This window comes from Streptomyces sp. NPDC017095 (assembly GCF_044332325.1).
Lineage (GTDB): Bacteria > Actinomycetota > Actinomycetes > Streptomycetales > Streptomycetaceae > Streptomyces.
This window is the reverse complement of the sequence record NZ_JBIROU010000004.1, coordinates 104,065-123,660: the sequence shown is the minus strand read 5'-3', so window position 1 is coordinate 123,660 and position 19,596 is coordinate 104,065. Positions and strand designations below refer to the sequence as shown.

The 19,596-nt window shown below is 73.7% G+C and carries 12 protein-coding genes and 1 tRNA gene; 7 read left to right on the top strand and 6 right to left on the bottom strand.

What is annotated here, in order from left to right; translation table 11 throughout:
* Positions 1 to 41: 41 nt before the first annotated feature.
* The 4 genes from ACH4OA_RS09715 to ACH4OA_RS09700 form a co-directional block, all read right to left on the bottom strand.
* Positions 42 to 629: a 50S ribosomal protein L25/general stress protein Ctc gene (locus tag ACH4OA_RS09715; protein WP_397937948.1), complete on the bottom strand. Its 588-nt coding sequence runs from the start codon at positions 627 to 629 to the stop codon at positions 42 to 44.
* A 206-nt stretch (positions 630 to 835) separates the two neighbouring features.
* Positions 836 to 1,816: a ribose-phosphate diphosphokinase gene (locus ACH4OA_RS09710; RefSeq protein ID WP_365876318.1), complete on the bottom strand. Its 981-nt coding sequence runs from the start codon at positions 1,814 to 1,816 to the stop codon at positions 836 to 838.
* 154 nt (positions 1,817 to 1,970) lie between these two features.
* Entirely contained in the window at positions 1,971 to 3,419 is a 1,449-nt protein-coding gene (glmU, locus tag ACH4OA_RS09705; RefSeq protein WP_397937950.1) for a bifunctional UDP-N-acetylglucosamine diphosphorylase/glucosamine-1-phosphate N-acetyltransferase GlmU, read from the bottom strand.
* A gap of 115 nt (positions 3,420 to 3,534) precedes the next feature.
* Positions 3,535 to 3,606 (bottom strand) — tRNA-Gln (locus ACH4OA_RS09700).
* A gap of 217 nt (positions 3,607 to 3,823) precedes the next feature.
* Here ACH4OA_RS09700 and ACH4OA_RS09695 point away from each other — a divergent pair.
* A complete protein-coding gene (locus ACH4OA_RS09695) occupies positions 3,824 to 5,137 on the top strand; it encodes a histidine kinase (protein ID WP_365876313.1) in 1,314 nt (437 codons plus the stop codon).
* 50 nt (positions 5,138 to 5,187) lie between these two features.
* Here the strand turns inward: ACH4OA_RS09695 and ACH4OA_RS09690 are convergent, their stop codons facing one another.
* Together ACH4OA_RS09690 and ACH4OA_RS09685 are read right to left on the bottom strand one after the other, a co-directional pair.
* Complete coding sequence (locus tag ACH4OA_RS09690) at positions 5,188 to 5,682, bottom strand: SUKH-3 domain-containing protein (protein ID WP_365876311.1); 495 nt, start codon at positions 5,680 to 5,682, stop codon at positions 5,188 to 5,190.
* A 46-nt stretch (positions 5,683 to 5,728) separates the two neighbouring features.
* Positions 5,729 to 6,244, bottom strand: coding sequence for a YwqJ-related putative deaminase (locus tag ACH4OA_RS09685; protein ID WP_365876309.1), 516 nt, complete (start codon positions 6,242 to 6,244; stop codon positions 5,729 to 5,731).
* A 320-nt stretch (positions 6,245 to 6,564) separates the two neighbouring features.
* On the opposite strand from ACH4OA_RS09685, the gene ACH4OA_RS09680 reads away from it, so the two are divergent.
* The 6 genes from ACH4OA_RS09680 (at position 6,565) to mfd (ending at position 19,589) form a co-directional block, all read left to right on the top strand.
* On the top strand, positions 6,565 to 7,605 hold the full coding sequence (locus ACH4OA_RS09680) for an SMI1/KNR4 family protein (RefSeq protein WP_365876307.1): 1,041 nt from the start codon (positions 6,565 to 6,567) through the stop codon (positions 7,603 to 7,605).
* A gap of 10 nt (positions 7,606 to 7,615) precedes the next feature.
* On the top strand, positions 7,616 to 10,399 hold the full coding sequence (locus ACH4OA_RS09675) for an SUKH-4 family immunity protein (protein ID WP_397968452.1): 2,784 nt from the start codon (positions 7,616 to 7,618) through the stop codon (positions 10,397 to 10,399).
* A 191-nt stretch (positions 10,400 to 10,590) separates the two neighbouring features.
* Positions 10,591 to 11,478: a cellulose-binding protein gene (locus tag ACH4OA_RS09670; RefSeq protein ID WP_397968451.1), complete on the top strand. Its 888-nt coding sequence runs from the start codon at positions 10,591 to 10,593 to the stop codon at positions 11,476 to 11,478.
* A 953-nt stretch (positions 11,479 to 12,431) separates the two neighbouring features.
* Entirely contained in the window at positions 12,432 to 13,220 is a 789-nt protein-coding gene (locus tag ACH4OA_RS09665; RefSeq protein WP_397937961.1) for an ABC transporter ATP-binding protein, read from the top strand.
* Entirely contained in the window at positions 13,217 to 15,796 is a 2,580-nt protein-coding gene (locus tag ACH4OA_RS09660) for an ABC transporter permease (RefSeq protein ID WP_397968450.1), read from the top strand. The genes ACH4OA_RS09665 and ACH4OA_RS09660 overlap by 4 nt, the downstream gene beginning before the upstream one ends.
* Positions 15,797 to 16,058: 262 nt before the next feature.
* Positions 16,059 to 19,589 carry a transcription-repair coupling factor gene (mfd, locus tag ACH4OA_RS09655; protein WP_365941542.1) on the top strand — a complete coding sequence of 1,177 codons (3,531 nt, stop codon included), beginning with the start codon at positions 16,059 to 16,061 and terminating at the stop codon, positions 19,587 to 19,589.
* The last annotated feature ends 7 nt before the right edge of the window (positions 19,590 to 19,596 follow it).

Here is a 19,596-nt window from a genome sequence, read left to right as displayed (position 1 = left end):
CCCGGAGGGAACAGCGGCTGGCGAAACGACGGCTACGAGGCTCAGGCCTCGGCGGACTCGCCCTCGGACTCGCCCGCGGACTCCTCGGCCTGCGCGGCCAGGACCTGGAGGACGACCGTGTCCTCCTCGACGGCCAGCGTGGTGCCGGCCGGGAGCGGGATGTCCTTGGCGAGGATGGAGGCGCCGGCCCCCAGGCCCTCGACGGAGACGGTGACCGACTCGGGGATGTGCGTGGCCTCGGTCTCGACGGGCAGCGAGTTCAGCACGTGCTCCAGCAGGTTGCCGCCCGGCGCCAGCTCGCCCTCGGTGTGCACGTAGATCTCGACCGTGACCTTCTCGCCGCGCTTGACGAGCTGCAGGTCGACGTGCTCCAGGTAACCCTTCAGCGGGTCGCGCTGCACGGCCTTCGGGATCGCCAGCTCGTTGGACTTGCCGTCGATGTCCAGAGAGATCAGGACGTTCGCCGTGCGCAGCGCCAGCAGCAGGTCGTGGCCCGGCAGGGTCAGGTGCAGCGGGTCGGAGCCGTGGCCGTACAGGACACCCGGGACCTTGCTGTCACGGCGGATGCGACGGGCCGCACCCTTGCCGAACTCGGTGCGGGTCTCGGCGGCGATCTTTACCTCGGACATGGGGATCACTCCTCGTAGAGAACTAGAGCGGACGTGGTCACCCGGCCACGAACGGCCTGCTACGAAGAGCGCGTCGATAACGGACCGCCGTATTCGCGAACGCGAGTACGGCCTCCCTCGCCGAGCAACTTCAGCAGTCTACTCGGACCGGGAGGCCGTACCCAAAACGATCTACCGCGGGCCCGTATCAGGGACCCGCAGAAACCTCACTGCTCGTCGAAGAGGCTGGTCACCGAGCCGTCCTCGAACACCTCGCGCACCGCGCTCGCGATCGTCGGAGCGATCGACAGCACCGTGATCTTGTCCAGGTCCCGGCCCAGCTCGCCCGGCGTCGGCAGCGTGTTCGTGAACACGAACTCGCTCACGCGCGAGTTCTTCAGCCGGTCGGCCGCCGGACCGGACAGCACGCCGTGCGTCGCCGTCACGATCACGTCCTCCGCGCCGTGCGCGAACAGGGCGTCCGCGGCGGCGCAGATCGTGCCGCCCGTGTCGATCATGTCGTCCACCAGCACGCAGACGCGGCCCTTGACCTCGCCCACGACCTCGTGGACCGTCACCTGGTTCGCCACGTCCTTGTCACGCCGCTTGTGCACGATCGCCAGCGGCGCGCCGAGCCGGTCGCACCAGCGGTCCGCCACCCGCACGCGCCCCGCGTCCGGCGAGACGACCGTCAGCTTGGCCCGGTCCACCTTCCGGCCCACGTAGTCCGCCAGCAGCGGCAGCGCGAACAGGTGGTCCACCGGACCGTCGAAGAAGCCCTGGATCTGGTCGGTGTGCAGATCGACCGTCAGGAGCCGGTCGGCACCGGCCGTCTTCATCATGTCCGCGATCAGACGCGCCGAGATCGGTTCACGGCCCCGGTGCTTCTTGTCCTGCCGGGCGTAACCGTAGAACGGCACGATGACGGTGATCGACCGCGCCGAAGCGCGCTTCAGCGCATCGATCATGATCAGCTGTTCCATGATCCACTTGTTGATCGGAGCCGTGTGGCTCTGGATCAGGAAGCAGTCCGCACCGCGAGCCGACTCCTGGTAGCGGACGTAGATCTCACCATTGGCGAAGTCGAAGGCCTTCGTCGGGACGACCCCGACACCCAGCTGCTGGGCGACCTCCTCGGCAAGCTCGGGGTGGGCGCGGCCGGAGAAGAACATCAACTTCTTCTCGCCGGTCGTCTTGATCCCGGTCACAGCACAGTCTCCTCAGAGGTTGTCTCAGCCAGCCGGCTGCTCGGCGACCTCTCGGCTGGGCAGGAGAGGCCGAATCAGCTGGTAAGGGTGCGGGGTGCACATGTGCGGATGTGCACTTATCACGGTACGCCGTGTTTGGCGCACACGTTTCCGGTCAGTCCTCGCTCCCGGCGGGCCGGGACGCCGCCTCGGCCGCCTTCGCCGCCGGGCTCCCCGGCCGCTTCCGGGCCACCCAGCCCTCGATATTCCGCTGCTGACCACGGGCCACGGCCAGCGAACCCGGCGACACGTCCTTGGTGATCACCGACCCGGCGGCGGTGTAGGCGCCGTCCCCGACCGTGACAGGAGCCACAAACATGTTGTCCGCGCCGGTCCGGCAGTGCGACCCGATCGTGGTGTGGTGCTTGTCCTGGCCGTCGTAGTTCACGAAGACGCTCGCCGCGCCGATGTTCGTGAACTCCCCGATCGTCGCGTCCCCGACGTACGACAGGTGCGGCACCTTGGTGCCCTCCCCGATCGACGCGTTCTTCGTCTCGACGTACGTGCCGATCTTGCCCTTGGCGCCCAGCCGGGTGCCCGGCCGCAGATACGCGTACGGACCCACGCTCGCCCCGGCGCCGACCCGCGCCCCGTCGGACACCGTGTTGTCCAGCCGGGCCCCCGCGCCCACGTGCGTGTCCTTCAGGCGGCTGTTCGGGCCCACCTCGGCGCCCTCGGCCAGGTGCGTCGACCCGCTCAGCTGCGTGTTCGGGTGCACCAGGACGTCCTGCTCGAAGGTGACGGTCACGTCCACCCACGTCGACGCCGGGTCCACCACCGTGACCCCGTCCAGCATCGCCCGCGTCAGCAGCCGGTCGTTCAGGATGCGGCGGGCCTCGGCCAGCTGCACCCGGTTGTTGATCCCGGCGATCTCCCGGTGGTCCTCCGCGACCGACGCCCCGACCCGGTGCCCCGCCTCGCGCAGGATGCCGAGCACGTCCGTGAGGTACTCCTCGCCCTGGCTGTTGTCCGTCCGCACCTTCTTCAGCGCGTCCGCCAGCAGCTCCCCGTCGAACGCGAACACACCGCTGTTGATCTCGCGGATGGCCCGCTGGGCGTCGGTGGCGTCCTTGTGCTCCACGATCGCGGTGACGGCACCCGTCGCCTCGTCCCGCACGATCCGGCCGTAACCGGTCGCGTCCGGCACCTGGGCCGTGAGCACGGTCACGGCGTTGCCGTCCGCCTCGTGCGTCTCGGCGAGCCGCGCCAGGGTGCCGGCGGTCAGCAGGGGCGTGTCGCCGCAGACGACGACCACGGTGCCGGCCACGGCCCCGCCCAGCTCCTCCAGGCCCATGCGCACGGCGTGTCCGGTGCCCTTCTGCTCCGCCTGTACGGCGGTCCTGGCCTCCGGGTCGACGGCGGTGAGGTGGGCGCCCACCTGCTCCCGGGCGTGGCCCACGACCACGACCAGCTGCTGCGGGTCCAACGCGCGGGCGGCGGCCAGCACATGGCCGACCAGGGAACGGCCGCAGATCTCGTGCAGGACCTTGGGTGTGGCCGACTTCATACGGGTGCCCTCACCCGCTGCGAGAACGACGACGGCTGCCGGGCGGATGGCGCTCACGGAGTTGCCCTTCGGCTGTGGGTGGGTGGGGGTGACAGCCGCAGGATACCGGGGTGGGTCGCGTGCGAAATGAGCGCGGGCCCCGGCGGTGGTGCCGGGACCCGGTGGCGTGCAGCTCCCCTGCCAGGACTCGAACCTGGAACAAATCATCCAAAGTGACCCGTGTTGCCGATTACACCACAGGGGAGTGTGCAAGCGACCTGAACGGACATTCAGTCAGTCCGCAAAGACCGCGGCACCTACTATGCCGCACCACCAGCCCTCGATGCGACGGCAGGAGCCGGTGCCCCGCGGGACGTCGGCCACCGGACGGCCGCGAGGGGCCTCTCCGGTGCCGGGCATGGTGTGTGGAGGTCGGTGAAAGTCACCGGAAATGCCGCACCCGCCGCCCGTAGGCTGGAGACATGACCACGACGGGGGAAGACCATGCCAGGGCTCTGACCGGCCCATGGTGGTGGGCGAGGTGGCGCAGCGCGGCACTGGACGGCGGCCTCGCGGCGCTGTCCGCCGCGGAGTGCGCGGCGGAGGGGATTCCGTTCGCCCGGGAGGCGGGGATCCCGGTGGCCGCGGGCGTCGCGTTCGGGCTGATCGCCGGTTCGGTGCTGCTGGTGCGCCGCAAGTGGCCGGTCGCCGTGGTGCTGGTGGCGATCGCGATCACGCCGGCCGAGATGGGTTTCCTGCTGGGGGTCGTCGGCCTGTACACGCTGGCGGCGTGCGAGCTGCCGCGCCGGGTCATCGGGGCGCTGTCGGGGATGTCGCTGCTGGGCACGGCCGTGGTGACGTTCGTGCGGGTGCGGCAGGACATGGCGCGCGGGGACCTGACCCTGGGCGACTGGTTCGTGCCGTTCGCGGCGGTGACGACGGCGCTGGGGCTGACCGCTCCGCCGGTGCTGCTGGGGCTGTACGTGGGGGCGCGGCGGCGGCTGATGGAGAGCCTGCGGGAGCGGGCGGACTCGCTGGAGCGGGAACTCCAGCTGCTCGCGGAGCGGGCGGAGGAGCGCGCCGAATGGGCGCGCAACGAGGAGCGCACGCGGATCGCGCGGGAGATGCACGACGTGGTCGCGCACCGGGTGAGCCTGATGGTGGTGCACGCGGCGGCGTTGCAGGCGGTGGCGCGCAAGGACCCGGAGAAGGCGGTGCGCAACGCCGCACTGGTGGGGGACATGGGCCGGCAGGCGCTGACCGAGTTGCGGGAGATGCTCGGGGTGCTGCGGATGGGGGAGGCCGCGGGCCGGCGGCCGGCGGCGGTGCCGCTGGCGGCGGTGGGGGAGGCCGCGGCCGCGGCGGCTTCCCGGGTGGCCGAGGCGGAGCGGGCGGCGGACGGACCGTGCCTGTCGGAGCTGGAGGAACTGCTCGGGCAGTCGGCCGCCGCGGGCATGGTGGTGGATCTGTCGGTCGAGGGCGAGGTGCGGTCGTACCCGGCGGAGATCGAGCAGACGGCGTACCGGGTGGTGCAGGAGGCGTTGACGAACGTCCACAAGCACGCGGCGGGTGCGAAGACGCATGTGCGGCTGGCGCACCGGGTGTCGGAGATCGCGATGCAGGTGGAGAACGAGCCGCCCTCGGAGCCGGCGTCGGCGTCGGCGGCGGGGCTGCCGTCGGGCGGGAACGGCCTGGTGGGGATGCGGGAGCGGGTCGTGGCGCTGGGCGGTGTCTTCGTGTCGGGGCCGACGGACGCGGGCGGCTTCCGGGTGTCGGCGGTGATTCCGGCGGCGTAGGGGGCGGGGTGCTCTCCCGGGGCCGCCGGCCGGGGTGCCCGCGCCGGTGGTCAGCCGGCGGTGAGCCGTACCGGCCGGATGCCGGTGACCAAGGTGGTCAGGGCGTGGTCGATGTCGGGGCCGACGTACCAGTCGCCGGTGTGGTCGATGGTGTAGACGCGGCCTTCGGCGTCGATGGCGAGCAGGCCCGCGGTGTCGGTCTCCTCGCCGAGGGGGCACAGCTCGGTGCCGAGGGCGCGGCCGAGGTCGCCGAGGGTGCGGGCGAGGTGGAGGCCGTGCAGCGGGTCGAGGCGGAGGGCGGCGGGGGCGATCTGGCGGCCGGGCCCGGTGGGCGCGAGGGTGAGACCGCCGAACTCGGCCCAGGCTTCGACGGCGGCCGGGAAGACGGTGTGCCGGTGCCCGGCGGGCGAGGTGTGCGCGCGCAGGGCGTCGGCCCAGATCTCGGCCTGTTTGATGTCCCAGCGTCCGGGCTGCCAGCCGGCGGCGCGCAGGGCGGCGTCGACCGGGACGGGAAACCGGGTGGTGGAGGCGCGGTCGGGGTGCATCTGCCCTTCGTTCGTCGAGCCGGGTGGGTGGGGTGGGGCGGGTGGTTCAGGCGTCGGCCGGGGCGGGGTCGACGATCCGCACGCCGAAGTGGGCGCTGAGGGCGGTGCAGGCCCGGCAGGGAGCGGCGAAGCTGCCGTGGAGCGGGTCGCCGTCCTCCCGTATGCGGCGGGCGGTGAGCTTGGCGTGCTTGAGGGCTCTGCGGGCCTCGCCGTTGGTCATCGGTCTGCGGGCGGCGCGCTTGCTGCGGGCGGCGTCGGCGGTGGTCAGGTGCCGGGAGATGAGGATGGTCTCGGCGCAGCGGCCGGTGAAGCGGTCGCGCTGGGCGCTCGTGAGGGTGTCGAGGAAGTCCTGGACGAGGGGGTGCAGCGCGGGGGGCTGGTCGCCGCGGGCGGCGGTACAGGTGAGGGTGGCGCCGCGGACGGAGAGGGCGGCGGCGACGGCGGGCAGGATGCCGTCGCGGCGGTGCCGGAGGACGGGGGTGGGAGGCGCGTCGCTGCCGCTCCAGTCGATGCGAGGGTCGCCGGCCCGCACGTCGCCACCTCCGGTCTGCAAGGCGTTCATGGTCGTTGTTTCCCTCCCCGGGCATCCCCCCGAAGGACACAGGGTGCCAAATGCCGTGGCTGGTGGGGAAGCTGGGGCGGTGCGACACGCCCGTTCCGGGCACGGTGTGACGGCAGGGTGACGGCTGGTCACGGTGGTGCGGGCCGGGCGGGGGCGGGGCCGTGGTGGGCCGGTGACCGGGGTGCGCGTACCGCATAGGCTGTCGCCGTCCGCGACCGACATCGCCGCTTGGGGCCTGTCTGATAATTCGCGTCGCGCGGCGGACGGGAATTGTCGGACAGGCCCCCGGGCCAGAGAGAACGCCGCAGGGGGCATCCGCCATGACGACAGGTGGGCTCGGGCTGGGGGCACCGCCCAGCCACCGGGCCGGGGGACGAGCCGCGCCGCCGAACGCGGCCTACGCCGGGCAGGTCGTGCACTTCCCGGATCCGGTCCGGGCGGCACGTCACCCGCGCGGGGTACGGGTCGACGAGCACGGTTACCCGGACTTCTCGCCGTACGCGCGGGTGGCGGTGGAGATCGCCGAGCCGCCGGCGGGTTTCGGCGTCGACGAACTGCGGCTGACGGACTACGTGTCGGCGAACGCGGCGCTGGCGGCGGCGGGCCACGAGCTGTGGGACACGGTGCCGGACGTGGCGACCCCGCACGGCTGGACGTGGCACCACGTGGCCGGCACGCGGCGGCTGGAGCTGGTCCCGGTCGAGGTGAAGGCGCTGCTCAGGCATCACGGCGGCGTGGCGACGGCGCCGGTGGACCATGCCAGGCGCGGTACGCGGCCGTTGCAGGAGTCGCGGCCGGCGCACTTCGGGCTGCCGAAGTCGGGTGTGGCGGTGACGGAAGCGCAGGTGCAGGGGGCCGAGGAGGACCTGGGGTACCGGCTGCCGGGCGCCTACCGCTCGTTCCTGAAGGCGGCGGGCGGCTGCGCGCCGGCCGGCACGGCGCTGGACGCCGGGCTCGGACTGCTGCTGGACCAGCCGTTCTTCACGGTGCGGGACGAGGCGGCGGTGAACGACCTGGTGTACGTGAACAAGTGTCTGCGCGACCACCTGACGAAGGATTACCTCGGGGTGGCGTTCGTGCAGGGCGGGCTGCTCGCGGTGAAGGTGAAGGGCGAGCGGCTCGGTTCGGTGTGGTTCTGCGCGTACGACGACGTGCGGGACGTGGATCCGTCCTGGGCGCCGGCGGAGCGGGTGGAGCGTCTGCTGCTGCCGTGCGGTGACGACTTCGACGCGTTCCTGTCCCGGCTGGCCGGCAGCCCGCCGGAGTTGGAGACGGTGGCCGATCTGATGGTGGACGGCGGGTTCGCCCGTGTCGTCCCGGTGTCTTCCGGCCCGGTGTCGTCCGGCCCGGCGGGGGAGTGAGCTGTCGGCGATGGTGACCTACGCGCAGGCGCAGGAGCGCGCCGAGGAGTGGATCAACGGCGACGTGCCGGTGTACCAGCACCGTGAGGTGCGGGTGCGGGAGTTCGAGCTGGGCTTCGTGGTGTGGGGCGAGGACCGGGCGGAGGGGCCGCGTTCGGACGCGGGCGGCCAGCGGCTGGTGATCGCCCGGGACAGCGGGGAGGCCACGCTGTGGCCGGCGCTGCCGGTGGGCGAGGTGATCCGCCGGTACGAGGAGGAGTACGGCCGCGCCGACGAGCCGCGGGACACGGCACCGGCGCCCGCGTCCGCCCGGCTGGACCTCAACCAGACGTCGTTCCTGCTGACTCCGCCGGAGTGGTTGCAGGAGGCCGCGGACAAGCGGGGCGTGGGCGGCCGGGGTGCGCAGGACACGGCGCCGGGGCCGGGGCCGGCGGTCTCGCCGGCCGCTGAGGGGCAGGGTCCGGCCGCACCGGGTCCGGCCGCACCGGGTACGGCCGCGCCGGGCGCGGATACGCATGCTCAGGTTCCGTCGGCCTCGTCGGCCTCGCCGGCCCCGCCCGCCCCGCCGACCGGGGCGGACGTGCCCGCGGGTGCCACGCCGTGGGCCGGGACCGACACGAACGCGGGCGCCGGTGAGGACGACCGTTCCGTGCCGCTGCCCGCGACGGTGTTCGCGCCGCCGCTGAGTGACGCGGACGACGCGCCGCGCCCGCCCGCGGTCGGCGCGGACGCGCCGACGGCGCTGCTGCCGGGCGGCAGCCAACTGCCGCCGACGGCGGTCTCACCGGCGCTCGACGCGCCCGGCGGCCTGGACGCCGCGCCGGGCGCGCGGGACGGCGCCGGCCGGGGCGGCACGCCCACACCGCCGCCGGGCGCACCGGCGTACCCTCCGGCGCACGGCACTCCGCCGACTCCGCCGCCGCCCCTGCCCGGCACGCCGCCCCCGCCCCAGGACGGCCGGGACGGCACCGCGCGGCCCGCACCGCCGGCGCCGCCCGCTTCGGCGTACGGCTCTCCGCAGGGGCCGGGTGCTCCGCAGGGCTATCCGCAGGCGGCGCCGGGCGGGCCGCAGCCGCCCGCGGGCCCGGCCGGGCCGGGACGGCCGCTCCCGCCGCACGCGGGCGACATCGCGGACGCCGCGACGAGCAAGGCGGCACCGCCGCCGAGGAAGGCGCGCGGCGGCGCGGGCACGCCGCCCCCGCCGCCGGGCGCCCCGGGCACGCCGGGCGCGCGTCCGGGAAGTCCGCCGCCCGCGCCGGGCGCGCCCGCGGGCGGGTATGTGCCGACGCGGCTCGTGCCGGCGCTCGGACCGGAGGGTCCGGGGCCCGAGGAGCAGGGCGGTGCGGACGCGCCGGCCGGTCCGGGGAGCGCGCGCGGAGCGCAGCCGCCGGGCGCACCGAACCCGCCCGCCGCGCCGCCGGGCCCGCCCGGAGCCACGCCGCCGGGCGGCGTGCACCAGGCGGCCACGATGCTGGCCGACCCGAACCGGCCGGGCGGCGGCGCACCGCAGCCCCCGAGCGCCCCCGGGGCGCCCGCGGCTCCGCACGCGCCGCAGGGCCCGAACGCCCCGGCCGGCGGGGCTCCCGGTGCCGTGCACCACGCCGCGACCGTGCTGTCCGCTCCGCCGGTGGCCGGTCCGGGCGCGCCTCCGCCGCCCCTGCCCGGCGCCCCCGGTATGCCGCCGGGCGCTCCGGGTGTCCCGCCGTCGATGCCGCCCGGCGCGATGCCGCCGCCGGGTGCCATGCCGCCCGGTGCCATGCCCCCGCCGGGTGCGCCCGTGCCGGGTCCGGGGCAGGCGTACGGGTATCCGCAGCAGGGGCAGCCGACGGTCGGACCGGGCTATCAGGCCGTGCTCCGCTACCGCGCGCAGGACGGCTCCGAGCAGCAGCTGATCCGGCGTTCGGCGCCGGGCACCCCGCACCCGGAGTGGCAGATCTTCCACGAGCTGCGCGCCATGAACGTGCCGCTGGACCAGGTGCTGGAGCTGCACACCGAGCTGGAGTCGTGCGAGCTGCCGGGCGCCTACTGCGCGCGGATGATCCGTGAGCAGTGGCCGCAGGCCCGGATCACGAGCATCGCGCCGTACGGCACGGACCATGCGAGCCGGCAGCAGGGCATGCACCAGTTGCTGGCCCACCAGGGCGAGCTGCACCAGGTGGCGGACGGTCCCGCGCGGCCGGCGCCGGTGCGGGCGCCGCTGCCGCCGGTGCCGGCCGCGCCGCCGGTGCCGCCGGAGGCCGTCGCGCAGGAGCTGGCGGCGGCGTTCGGTCCGGGTGTCTTCCGGTTCGGGCAGCAGGCGGTGTCCCGGCAGGGCGTGCCGCCGGTCGTCGCGCACACGCTGGTCATGGCCGGACTGCCGCTGGACATGGGCCCGTTCTTCTGGGCGCAGGCGCAGCCGGGCCGCCCGGTGCCGACGCTGGCGGAGCTGGCGGCCGAGCGCGGGGTGGCGGCGGCGCCGGACGCCGGGTCGTACCTGGTGATGGGCACCGACTTCGGCAAGGCGGTCTGCGTGCAGTACGGCACGGCGAACATCGTGGCCGTGCCGGTGGAGGCGGGGCCGGGCGGCGCACCGGTGCCGCCGCAGTTCGTGAACACCGGGCTGCCGGAGTTCGTGCGGTGCCTGGCGCTGCTGGGCCGGATGTGGCGGCTGCGGTACGGGCTGAACCAGGAGCAGGCGGGCCGCTGGACCGTCGACTTCCAGGCGCAGCTGGCCGCCCTGGACCCGGCGGCCCTCGGGTCCCCGGAGAGCTGGTGGTCGGTGCTGCTCGAACAGATGTGGGACGGGCTGCTGTAGCGCACCCGCCGCCCGCCGCACGGATGGGACACGCTGCCGGGGCCCTTCGCGCGCACGCGTGAAGGGCCCCGGCGCGTTCCTGGCCCGTGTGTGTTCTGCGGAGTGTCGGTTGAGGACCGTTTACGTCCGATCCATCAAGATATGCACGAAATCATTCTGTCGTGTATGCCCGGTGGAGAGGAGTCCCCAGGGTGAGCAGCGCATCGATGCCGCCGCACGGCTTCATGACCGTCCGGGGGCGCGGCTACCGTCCCGACCAGGTCGAGGCGTACCTGGAGGCGCTGTCACGGGACCGGGACGCCGCCTGGGAGCGGGCCGCCCGGCTGACCGTGCTCGCCAAGGACATGGAGGCGGAGGCCGTGCGGCTGCGCGAGGTGGTCGCCCACCTCGCGCCGCAGACGTACGAGTCGCTCGGGGAGGGCGCGCGGCGGCTGTTCCAGTTCGTACGGGAGGAGGCCGCGGACCTCGGGGAGCGCACGCGGTGCGCGGCCCGGGAGCAGATCGCGCGGGCCGAGGCGGACGCCGAGCGGATCCGCCGCGCGGCGCAGGCCGAGGCGGACGCGGTCCGCGCGCAGGCCGACGAACGGGCCGGCCGGCGGCTCGGCGCCGCGCGGGCCGAGGCGGGTGACATCCGGGTCGGAGCCCGGCGCGAGGTGCGTGCGGGGCGCGCGGAGGTGCTCGCCGCGGTGCGTGAGGCACGCCAGCGCGGCGCCGGGCTGCTCGCCCGGCACTCCAGGGAGCACGCCGAACGCTGGGCCGCGGTCGAGCGCGAGGAGGCGGAGCGGGCGGCCGCGCTGGACGCCCGGCACGCCGAACGGGCGGGCCGGGCCGAGGCCGCGCTGACGGAAGCCCGACGGGCCCTCGCGGAAGCCGAGGAGTACGCCCGCCGCTGTGCGGAGGAGGCACGCGCGCGTGCCGTGGAGATCGTCGCCGACGCGCACGTACGGGAGGAGCGCATCGCCCGCGAGACCGAACGGGTGCTGCGCGAGCACGGCGACGCCTGGGACGACGTCCAGGCACACATGGACTCGGCCCGCGACCGCCTCATCTCCCTGACCGGCCAGGCAGTCACGGAGTAACCCGCCCACCGGCCCCGGCGCCGCACGGACCTGGCACCGCCGGCACATACGTACGCCGTGGTGCACGGACCCGTCACCGCCGCGCACGCGTGCCGCGCGGCGGCCGCTCTCGGCTGCCCTCGCCAGGAGCAGGGGCCTGCCCCGGCCGGGAGGGGTGGCCATTCCGGGATTGGCCGGTCCGGCGTGGGCGCGCGGCCGTCCCGGCCCGGGCGTGGCCGCCGGCCGCCGGGTCGTACAGACCCGGCGTCGCCGCGCACGCGTGCCGCGCGGCGGCCGCCCCGGAATTGGCCGGTCCGCGCCTGGGCGGGCGGCCGTCCCAGCCGGGCGTGGCCGCCGGCCGCCACGGTGCACGGACCCCCCGGCACCGCCGCATACGCGCGTACGCCACGGCGTACAGACCCGGCACCGCCGCGCACGCGTGCTCCGCGGCAGCCGCCCCCCGGCCGCCCCCGCCGGGAGCGGGCGTCGGCCCCGGGAGGGTCGGTCCTCGCGTCGCCCCGCCGTGCCGTCGTGTAGCGCCGGTGTCGTACTCCCCGCTGCGCACCCCTCCGTGGTTCCAGCGGACGCTGCCGCGTGCCCCTTGCATTCATCTCCCGTACGGCGGGCTTTCCCTGATGGCCGCCGCAGGCTTCCCGCGCCGAAGGAGGGAGGCGGCCCCGAGAACCGCTCCACCCGGCGGTGGAGGACCCCTAGGGGTTCCTCCGTACTGCGGCTCGGGGAGGGTTCGTCCCGGCGGAGGACGAGCCCGGCCCGGGTGGCTCCTTAACCTGGCTTTACGCCGCTGGGGGGCGGCGGACCGCACCGGCGGGGGTGGGGTTTACCCCCCCGGAAAGACGGGGCTCCGCACCAGCGCGCCCACCCTCGCCGACCGCGAGACTCAGACGTACCCGAGACGACACCCGGCCGACCCGGGCGGTCCGCACCGACTTGCCAACCGACATAGGAGACATACCGTGACATCGGCTGTAACCATTCCCAGGCACGGGGGCACTGGAGGGAGTACGGCCGTTGCCGCGCGGGCGCGGCAGGTCGTGAAGGCGTACGGGTCGGGCGAGACCCGGGTCGTCGCCCTGGACCGGGTCGACGTGGACATCGCCCGCGGCCGGTTCACCGCGATCATGGGCCCCTCCGGGTCCGGCAAGTCCACCCTGATGCACTGCCTCGCCGGCCTCGACACGGTGACGAGCGGTCAGATACACCTGGCCGACACCGAGATCACCGGCCTGAAGGACAAGAAGCTCACCCAGCTGCGCCGGGACCGGATCGGCTTCATCTTCCAGGCGTTCAACCTGCTGCCCACGCTGAACGCCATCGAGAACATCACGCTGCCCATGGACATCGCCGGCCGCAAGCCCGACCGGGCCTGGCTGGACCGGGTGGTGGAGACCGTCGGGCTCGCCGGACGACTCAAGCACCGCCCCACCCAGCTCTCCGGCGGCCAGCAGCAGCGCGTCGCCGTGGCCCGCGCCCTGGCCGCCCGCCCGGAGATCATCTTCGGGGACGAGCCGACCGGGAACCTCGACTCGCGGGCGGGCGCGGAGGTCCTGGGCTTCCTGCGCCGCTCGGTGGACGAACTCGGCCAGACCATCGTCATGGTCACCCACGACCCGGTGGCCGCCTCCTACGCCGACCGCGTGCTCTACCTCGCCGACGGCCGGATCGTCGACGAGATGCACCAGCCGACGGCCGAACAGGTGCTGGACCGCATGAAGGACTTCGACGCCCGGGGACGCACGTCATGACCGTCCTGAGGACCTCGATGCGCAACTTCCTCGCGCACAAGGGGCGCATGGCGCTGTCGGCGGTCGCCGTGCTGCTGTCGGTGGCGTTCGTGTGCGGCACGCTGGTGTTCACCGACACGATGAACACCACCTTCGACAAGCTGTTCCAGGCGACCTCCTCGGACGTCACGGTCAGCGCCAAGGCCGCCTCCGGCAGCGGGGAGACCACCTCCCGCACCGGCAAGCCGCCCGTCCTGCCGGCCGCCGTGCTCGGCGCGGTCCGCAGCGCCGACGGCGTCAAGTCGGCCGAGGGCACGGTGTTCTCCACCGCGGTGACGGTCGTCGACGCCGACAACGACAAGCTGTCGCCCACCAGCGGCGCGCCCACCATCGTCGGCAGCTGGAACGGCAACGACGCCCGCACCATGGAGATCACCACCGGTACGGCGCCCAGGCGCCCGGACCAGGTGATGATCGACGCCGACACCGCCGACAAGCACGGCCTGGGACTGGGCGACGAGATCGGTGTGATCACGGCCCTCGGCACCCACCACGCGCGCGTGTCCGGCATCGCCGCCTTCAAGGTCACCAACCCCGGCGCGGCCATCTTCTACCTGGACACCGCGACCGCCCAGCGGACCCTGGTCGGCCGGACCGGCGTCTACACCGACGTCAACGTCACCGCCGCCGCCGGGGTGAGCGACGCCCGGCTGAAGAAGAACGTCGTCGCCGCCCTCGGACACGACTACAAGGTGCAGACCGCCAAGGAGGTCGCCGACGCCAACCAGAAGGAGCTCGAGAGCTTCCTGAACGTCATGAAGTACGCGATGCTCGGCTTCGCCGGGATCGCCTTCCTGGTCGGCATCTTCCTGATCATCAACACCTTCTCCATGCTGGTCGCCCAGCGCACCCGCGAGATCGGCCTGCTGCGCGCCATCGGCTCCTCCCGCAAGCAGGTCAACCGGTCCGTGCTGGTGGAGGCGCTGCTGCTCGGCGTGTTCGGCTCCGTCCTCGGGGTCGGCGCGGGCGTCGGCATCGCGGTCGGCCTGATGAAGCTCATGGGCCAGATGGGCATGCACCTGTCCACCAGCGACCTGACCGTCGCCTGGACCACGCCCGCGCTCGGTCTGCTCCTCGGCGTGGTCGTCACCGTCCTCGCCGCCTACCTGCCCGCCCGGCGCGCCGGCAAGGTCTCCCCGATGGCCGCCCTGCGCGAGGCCGGCGCCCCCGCCGACGCCCGGGCCGGCGCCGTCCGCGCCGTCCTCGGGCTGCTGCTGACCGCCGCCGGCGGCTGGAGCCTGTACGTCGCCGCCACCGCCGACAAGGCCACGACCGGCTCGGGCTGGCTGGGCCTGGGCGTGGTGCTCAGCCTGATCGGGTTCGTCGTCATCGGCCCGCTGCTCGCCGCCGGCCTGGTCCGCGTCCTCGGCGTGGTCATCCTGCGGATCTTCGGACCCGTCGGCCGGATGGCCGAACGCAACGCGCTGCGCAACCCGCGCCGCACCGGCGCCACCGGCGCCGCCCTGATGATCGGCCTCGCCCTGGTGGCCTGCCTGTCGGTGGTCGGCTCCTCCATGGTGGCCTCCGCCACCGACCAGCTGGACAAGACCGTGGGCACGGACTTCATCATCCGGGACGACAACGGCCAGGTCATCGACGCGCAGGCGGTCGCGGCCGTCAAGGCCACGCCGGGGCTGGCGCGGGTCACCGAGTACAAGCTCCTGGACGCCTCCCTGACCACGCCGGACGGCCGCACCACCAAGAAGGAGACGATCAACGCGACCGACCCGACGTACGCGCGGGACGTGCGCACCAAGACCGTGGCCGGCGCCCTCGCCGACGCCTACCGGCCGGACTCCATGTCCGTCTTCGAGGGCTTCGCCAAGGAGCACGGCGTGAAACTGGGCTCCACGGTCGCCGTCCACTTCGCGGACGGCCAGACGGCGAAGCTGACCGTCCGCGCGATCACCAGCGACGAGGTCGTCATCGACAAGGGCGCCATGTACGCGTCCATCGCCACGGTGGCGAAGTACGTCCCCGCCGACCGGATGCCGCTGGACGACCTGCTCTTCGTCACCGCCAAGGACGGCCGGGAGAAGACCGCCTACCAGGACCTGAAGGCGGCCCTGCACAAGTACCCGCAGTACACCGTGCGCGACCAGACCGACTACAAGAAGGCGCTGAAGGACCAGATCGGCCAGCTGCTGAACATGATCTACGGCCTGCTGGCCCTCGCGATCATCGTCGCCGTCCTCGGAGTCGTGAACACCCTGGCGCTGTCCGTGGTCGAGCGGACCCGGGAGATCGGCCTCATGCGGGCCATCGGCCTCTCCCGCCGCCAGCTGCGCCGCATGATCCGCCTGGAGTCCGTGGTGATCGCGGTCTTCGGCGCCCTGCTCGGCCTCGGCCTCGGCATGGTCTGGGGCGGCGCCGCCCAGAAACTCCTCGCCCTGGAGGGCCTGAAGGTCCTGGACATCCCCTGGCCGACGATCACCGGCGTCTTCATCGGCTCGGCCTTCGTGGGCCTGTTCGCCGCCCTGGTCCCGGCGTTCCGGGCCGGCCGCATGAACGTACTGAACGCGATCGCGACCGACTAGCCGCCCCCGCGGGCCCGGCGTCCTCCGCACACGGGGGTTGCGGAGGAGCACCCGGCGCCGGGGAGTCCTGTCAGGACTCCCCGGCGCCGGTTTGCCGTGCCCATGGCCGCAAGGCACCGCGCCGGGTTTCCGTGCCGCGGGCACGGAGGTTGTCCACAGCCTTCCCGCGCCGTCGCCGCCACCGTCGTACGCTGGACAGCCCCGGCCCGTCCCACGAGTCGGGCCCTTCGTGTTGCCGACCCCCCGGACGGAAAGCCCCTCCATGAGCCTGCACGGTCTGCTGGACGCCGTCGTCAAGGACCCCGCCCTCGCGGAAGCGATCGCCGCCGCCGCGGACGGCAACCGCCCGCACGTCGACCTCGTCGGCCCGCCGGCGGCCCGGCCCTTCGCCGTCGCCGCCCTGGCCCGCGAGGCCGGCCGCCCCGTGCTGGCGGTCACGGCGACCGGCCGGGAGGCCGAGGACCTGGCCGCCGCCCTGCGCTCCCTCCTGCCGCCCGAGGGCGTCGTGGAGTACCCCTCCTGGGAGACCCTGCCGCACGAACGGCTCAGCCCGCGCAGCGACACCGTCGGTCGCCGCCTCGCCGTCCTGCGCCGCCTCGCCCACCCCCGCCCCGACGACCCCGAGACCGGCCCCGTCTCCGTCGTCGTGGCACCCGTGCGCTCCGTGCTCCAGCCGCAGGTCAAGGGCCTCGGCGACCTGGAGCCGGTGTCCCTGAGGACCGGCCAGAACGCCGACCTGAACGACGTCGTGGCGGCCCTCGCGGCCGCCGCCTACGCGCGCGTGGAGCTGGTCGAGAAGCGCGGCGAGTTCGCCGTGCGCGGCGGCATCCTCGACGTGTTCCCGCCCACCGAGGAACACCCGCTGCGCATCGAGTTCTGGGGCGACGACGTCGAGGAGATCCGCTACTTCAAGGTCGCCGACCAGCGCTCCCTCGAAGTCGCCGCACACGGCCTGTGGGCACCCCCGTGCCGCGAGCTGCTGCTCACCGACGACGTCCGCGCCCGCGCGCGTGCCCTCGCCGAGGACCACCCCGAACTGGGCGAACTGCTCGGCAAGATCGCCGAGGGCATCGCGGTGGAGGGCATGGAGTCCCTCGCCCCGGTCCTCGTCGACGACATGGAGCTGCTGCTCGACGTGCTGCCCAAGGGCGCCATGGCCGTCGTCTGCGACCCGGAGCGGGTCCGCACCCGCGCCGCCGACCTCGTCGCCACCAGCCAGGAGTTCCTCCAGGCGTCCTGGGCGGCCACGGCCGGCGGCGGCGAGGCCCCGATCGACGTCGGCGCCGCCTCCCTGTGGTCCATCGCCGACGTCCGCGACCGCGCCCGCGAGCTGGACATGATGTGGTGGTCGGTGTCGCCGTTCGCCGCCGACGAGGAACTGGACGCCGACACCCTCAAGCTGGGCATGCGCGCGCCCGAGAGCTACCGCGGCGACACCGCCCGGGCCCTTGCCGACACCAAGGGCTGGCTCGCCGACGGCTGGCGCGCGGTCTACATCACCGAGGGCCACGGGCCGGCCGCGCGCACCGTGGAGGTGCTCGGCGGCGAGGGCATCGCGGCCCGCCTGGACAACGACCTCGGCGAGCTGAGCCCGTCCGTGGTGCACGTCTCCTGCGGCTCGGTCGAGTACGGCTTCGTGGACCCGGCGCGCAAACTGGCCGTGCTCACCGAGACCGACCTGTCCGGCCAGCGCACCGCCAGCCGAGACGGCGCCCGGATGCCGGCCCGCCGCCGCAAGACCATCGACCCGCTCACCCTGGAAGCGGGCGACTACATCGTCCACGAACAGCACGGCGTCGGCCGCTACATCGAGATGGTCCAGCGCACCGTGCAGGGCGCCACCCGCGAGTACCTGGTGGTGGAGTACGCGCCCGCCAAGCGCGGCCAGCCCGGCGACCGGCTGTACATCCCGACCGACCAGCTGGAACAGATCACCAAGTACGTCGGCGGCGAGGCACCCACCCTGCACCGCCTCGGCGGCGCCGACTGGACGAAGACCAAGGCCCGCGCGAAGAAGGCCGTCAAGGAGATCGCCGCCGACCTGATCAAGCTGTACAGCGCGCGCATGGCCGCCCCCGGCCACGCCTTCGGCACCGACACGCCCTGGCAGCGCGAACTGGAGGACGCCTTCCCGTACGCCGAGACCCCGGACCAGCTCACCACCATCGCCGAGGTCAAGGAGGACATGGAGAAGACGGTCCCGATGGACCGCCTGGTCTGCGGCGACGTCGGCTACGGCAAGACCGAGATCGCGGTGCGGGCCGCCTTCAAGGCCGTACAGGACGGCAAGCAGGTCGCCGTCCTGGTGCCGACCACCCTGCTGGTGCAGCAGCACTTCGGGACGTTCTCCGAGCGGTACGCGCAGTTCCCGGTCACTGTGCGCGCCCTGTCCCGCTTCCAGACCGACACCGAGGCCAAGGCCGTCCTGGAGGGCCTCAAGGAAGGCTCCGTGGACGTCGTCATCGGCACCCACCGCCTGTTCTCCTCCGAGACCAAGTTCAAGGACCTGGGCCTGGTCGTCGTGGACGAGGAGCAGCGTTTCGGCGTCGAGCACAAGGAGCAGCTGAAGAAGCTGCGCGCCAACGTCGACGTGCTGACGATGTCCGCGACCCCGATCCCGCGCACCCTGGAGATGGCGGTCACCGGCATCCGCGAGATGTCCACGATCACCACCCCGCCCGAGGAGCGCCACCCGGTGCTCACCTTCGTCGGGCCGTACGAGGAGCGGCAGATCGGCGCGGCCATCCGCCGCGAACTGCTGCGCGAGGGCCAGGTCTTCTACATCCACAACCGCGTCGAGTCCATCGACCGCGCGGCGGCCAGGCTCCGCGAGATCGTCCCCGAGGCGCGCATCGCGACGGCCCACGGCCAGATGTCGGAATCGGCGCTGGAGCAGGTGGTCGTCGACTTCTGGGAGAAGCGGTTCGACGTGCTGGTGTCCACCACGATCGTGGAGTCCGGCATCGACATCTCCAATGCCAACACGCTGATCGTGGAGCGCGGCGACACCTTCGGCCTGTCCCAGCTGCACCAGTTGCGCGGCCGGGTCGGCCGGGGCCGCGAGCGCGGGTACGCGTACTTCCTGTACCCGCCGGAGAAGCCGCTGACGGAGACCGCGCACGAGCGCCTGGCCACCATCGCCCAGCACACGGAGATGGGCGCGGGCATGTACGTCGCGATGAAGGACCTGGAGATCCGCGGCGCCGGCAACCTGCTCGGCGGCGAGCAGTCCGGGCACATCGCCGGCGTCGGCTTCGACCTGTACGTCCGCATGGTCGGCGAGGCGGTCGCCGACTACCGGCGCCAGCTGGAGACCGGCGGGGCCGAGGAGGAGGCGCCGCTGGAGGTCAAGATCGAGCTGCCCGTGGACGCGCACGTGCCGCACGACTACGCGCCGGGCGAGCGCCTGCGCCTCCAGGCGTACCGCTCGATCGCCTCCGCCAACTCCGAGGAGGACGTCAGGGCCGTCCGCGAGGAACTCACCGACCGCTACGGCAAGCTGCCCGAACCGGTGGAGAACCTGCTGCTGGTGGCCGGCCTCCGGATGCTCGCGCGCGCCTGCGGCGTCGGCGAGATCGTCCTCCAGGGCAGCAACATCCGCTTCGCGCCGGTCGAGCTGCGCGAGTCGCAGGAGCTGCGCCTCAAGCGGCTCTACCCCGGCACGGTCATCAAAGCGAGCGCGCACCAGGTGCTGGTCCCGCGCCCGAAGACCGCGAAGGTGGGCGGCAGGCCGCTGGTCGGCCGGGAACTGCTGGCCTGGGTCGGCGAGTTCCTCACCTCGATCCTGGGCTAGCGGACGG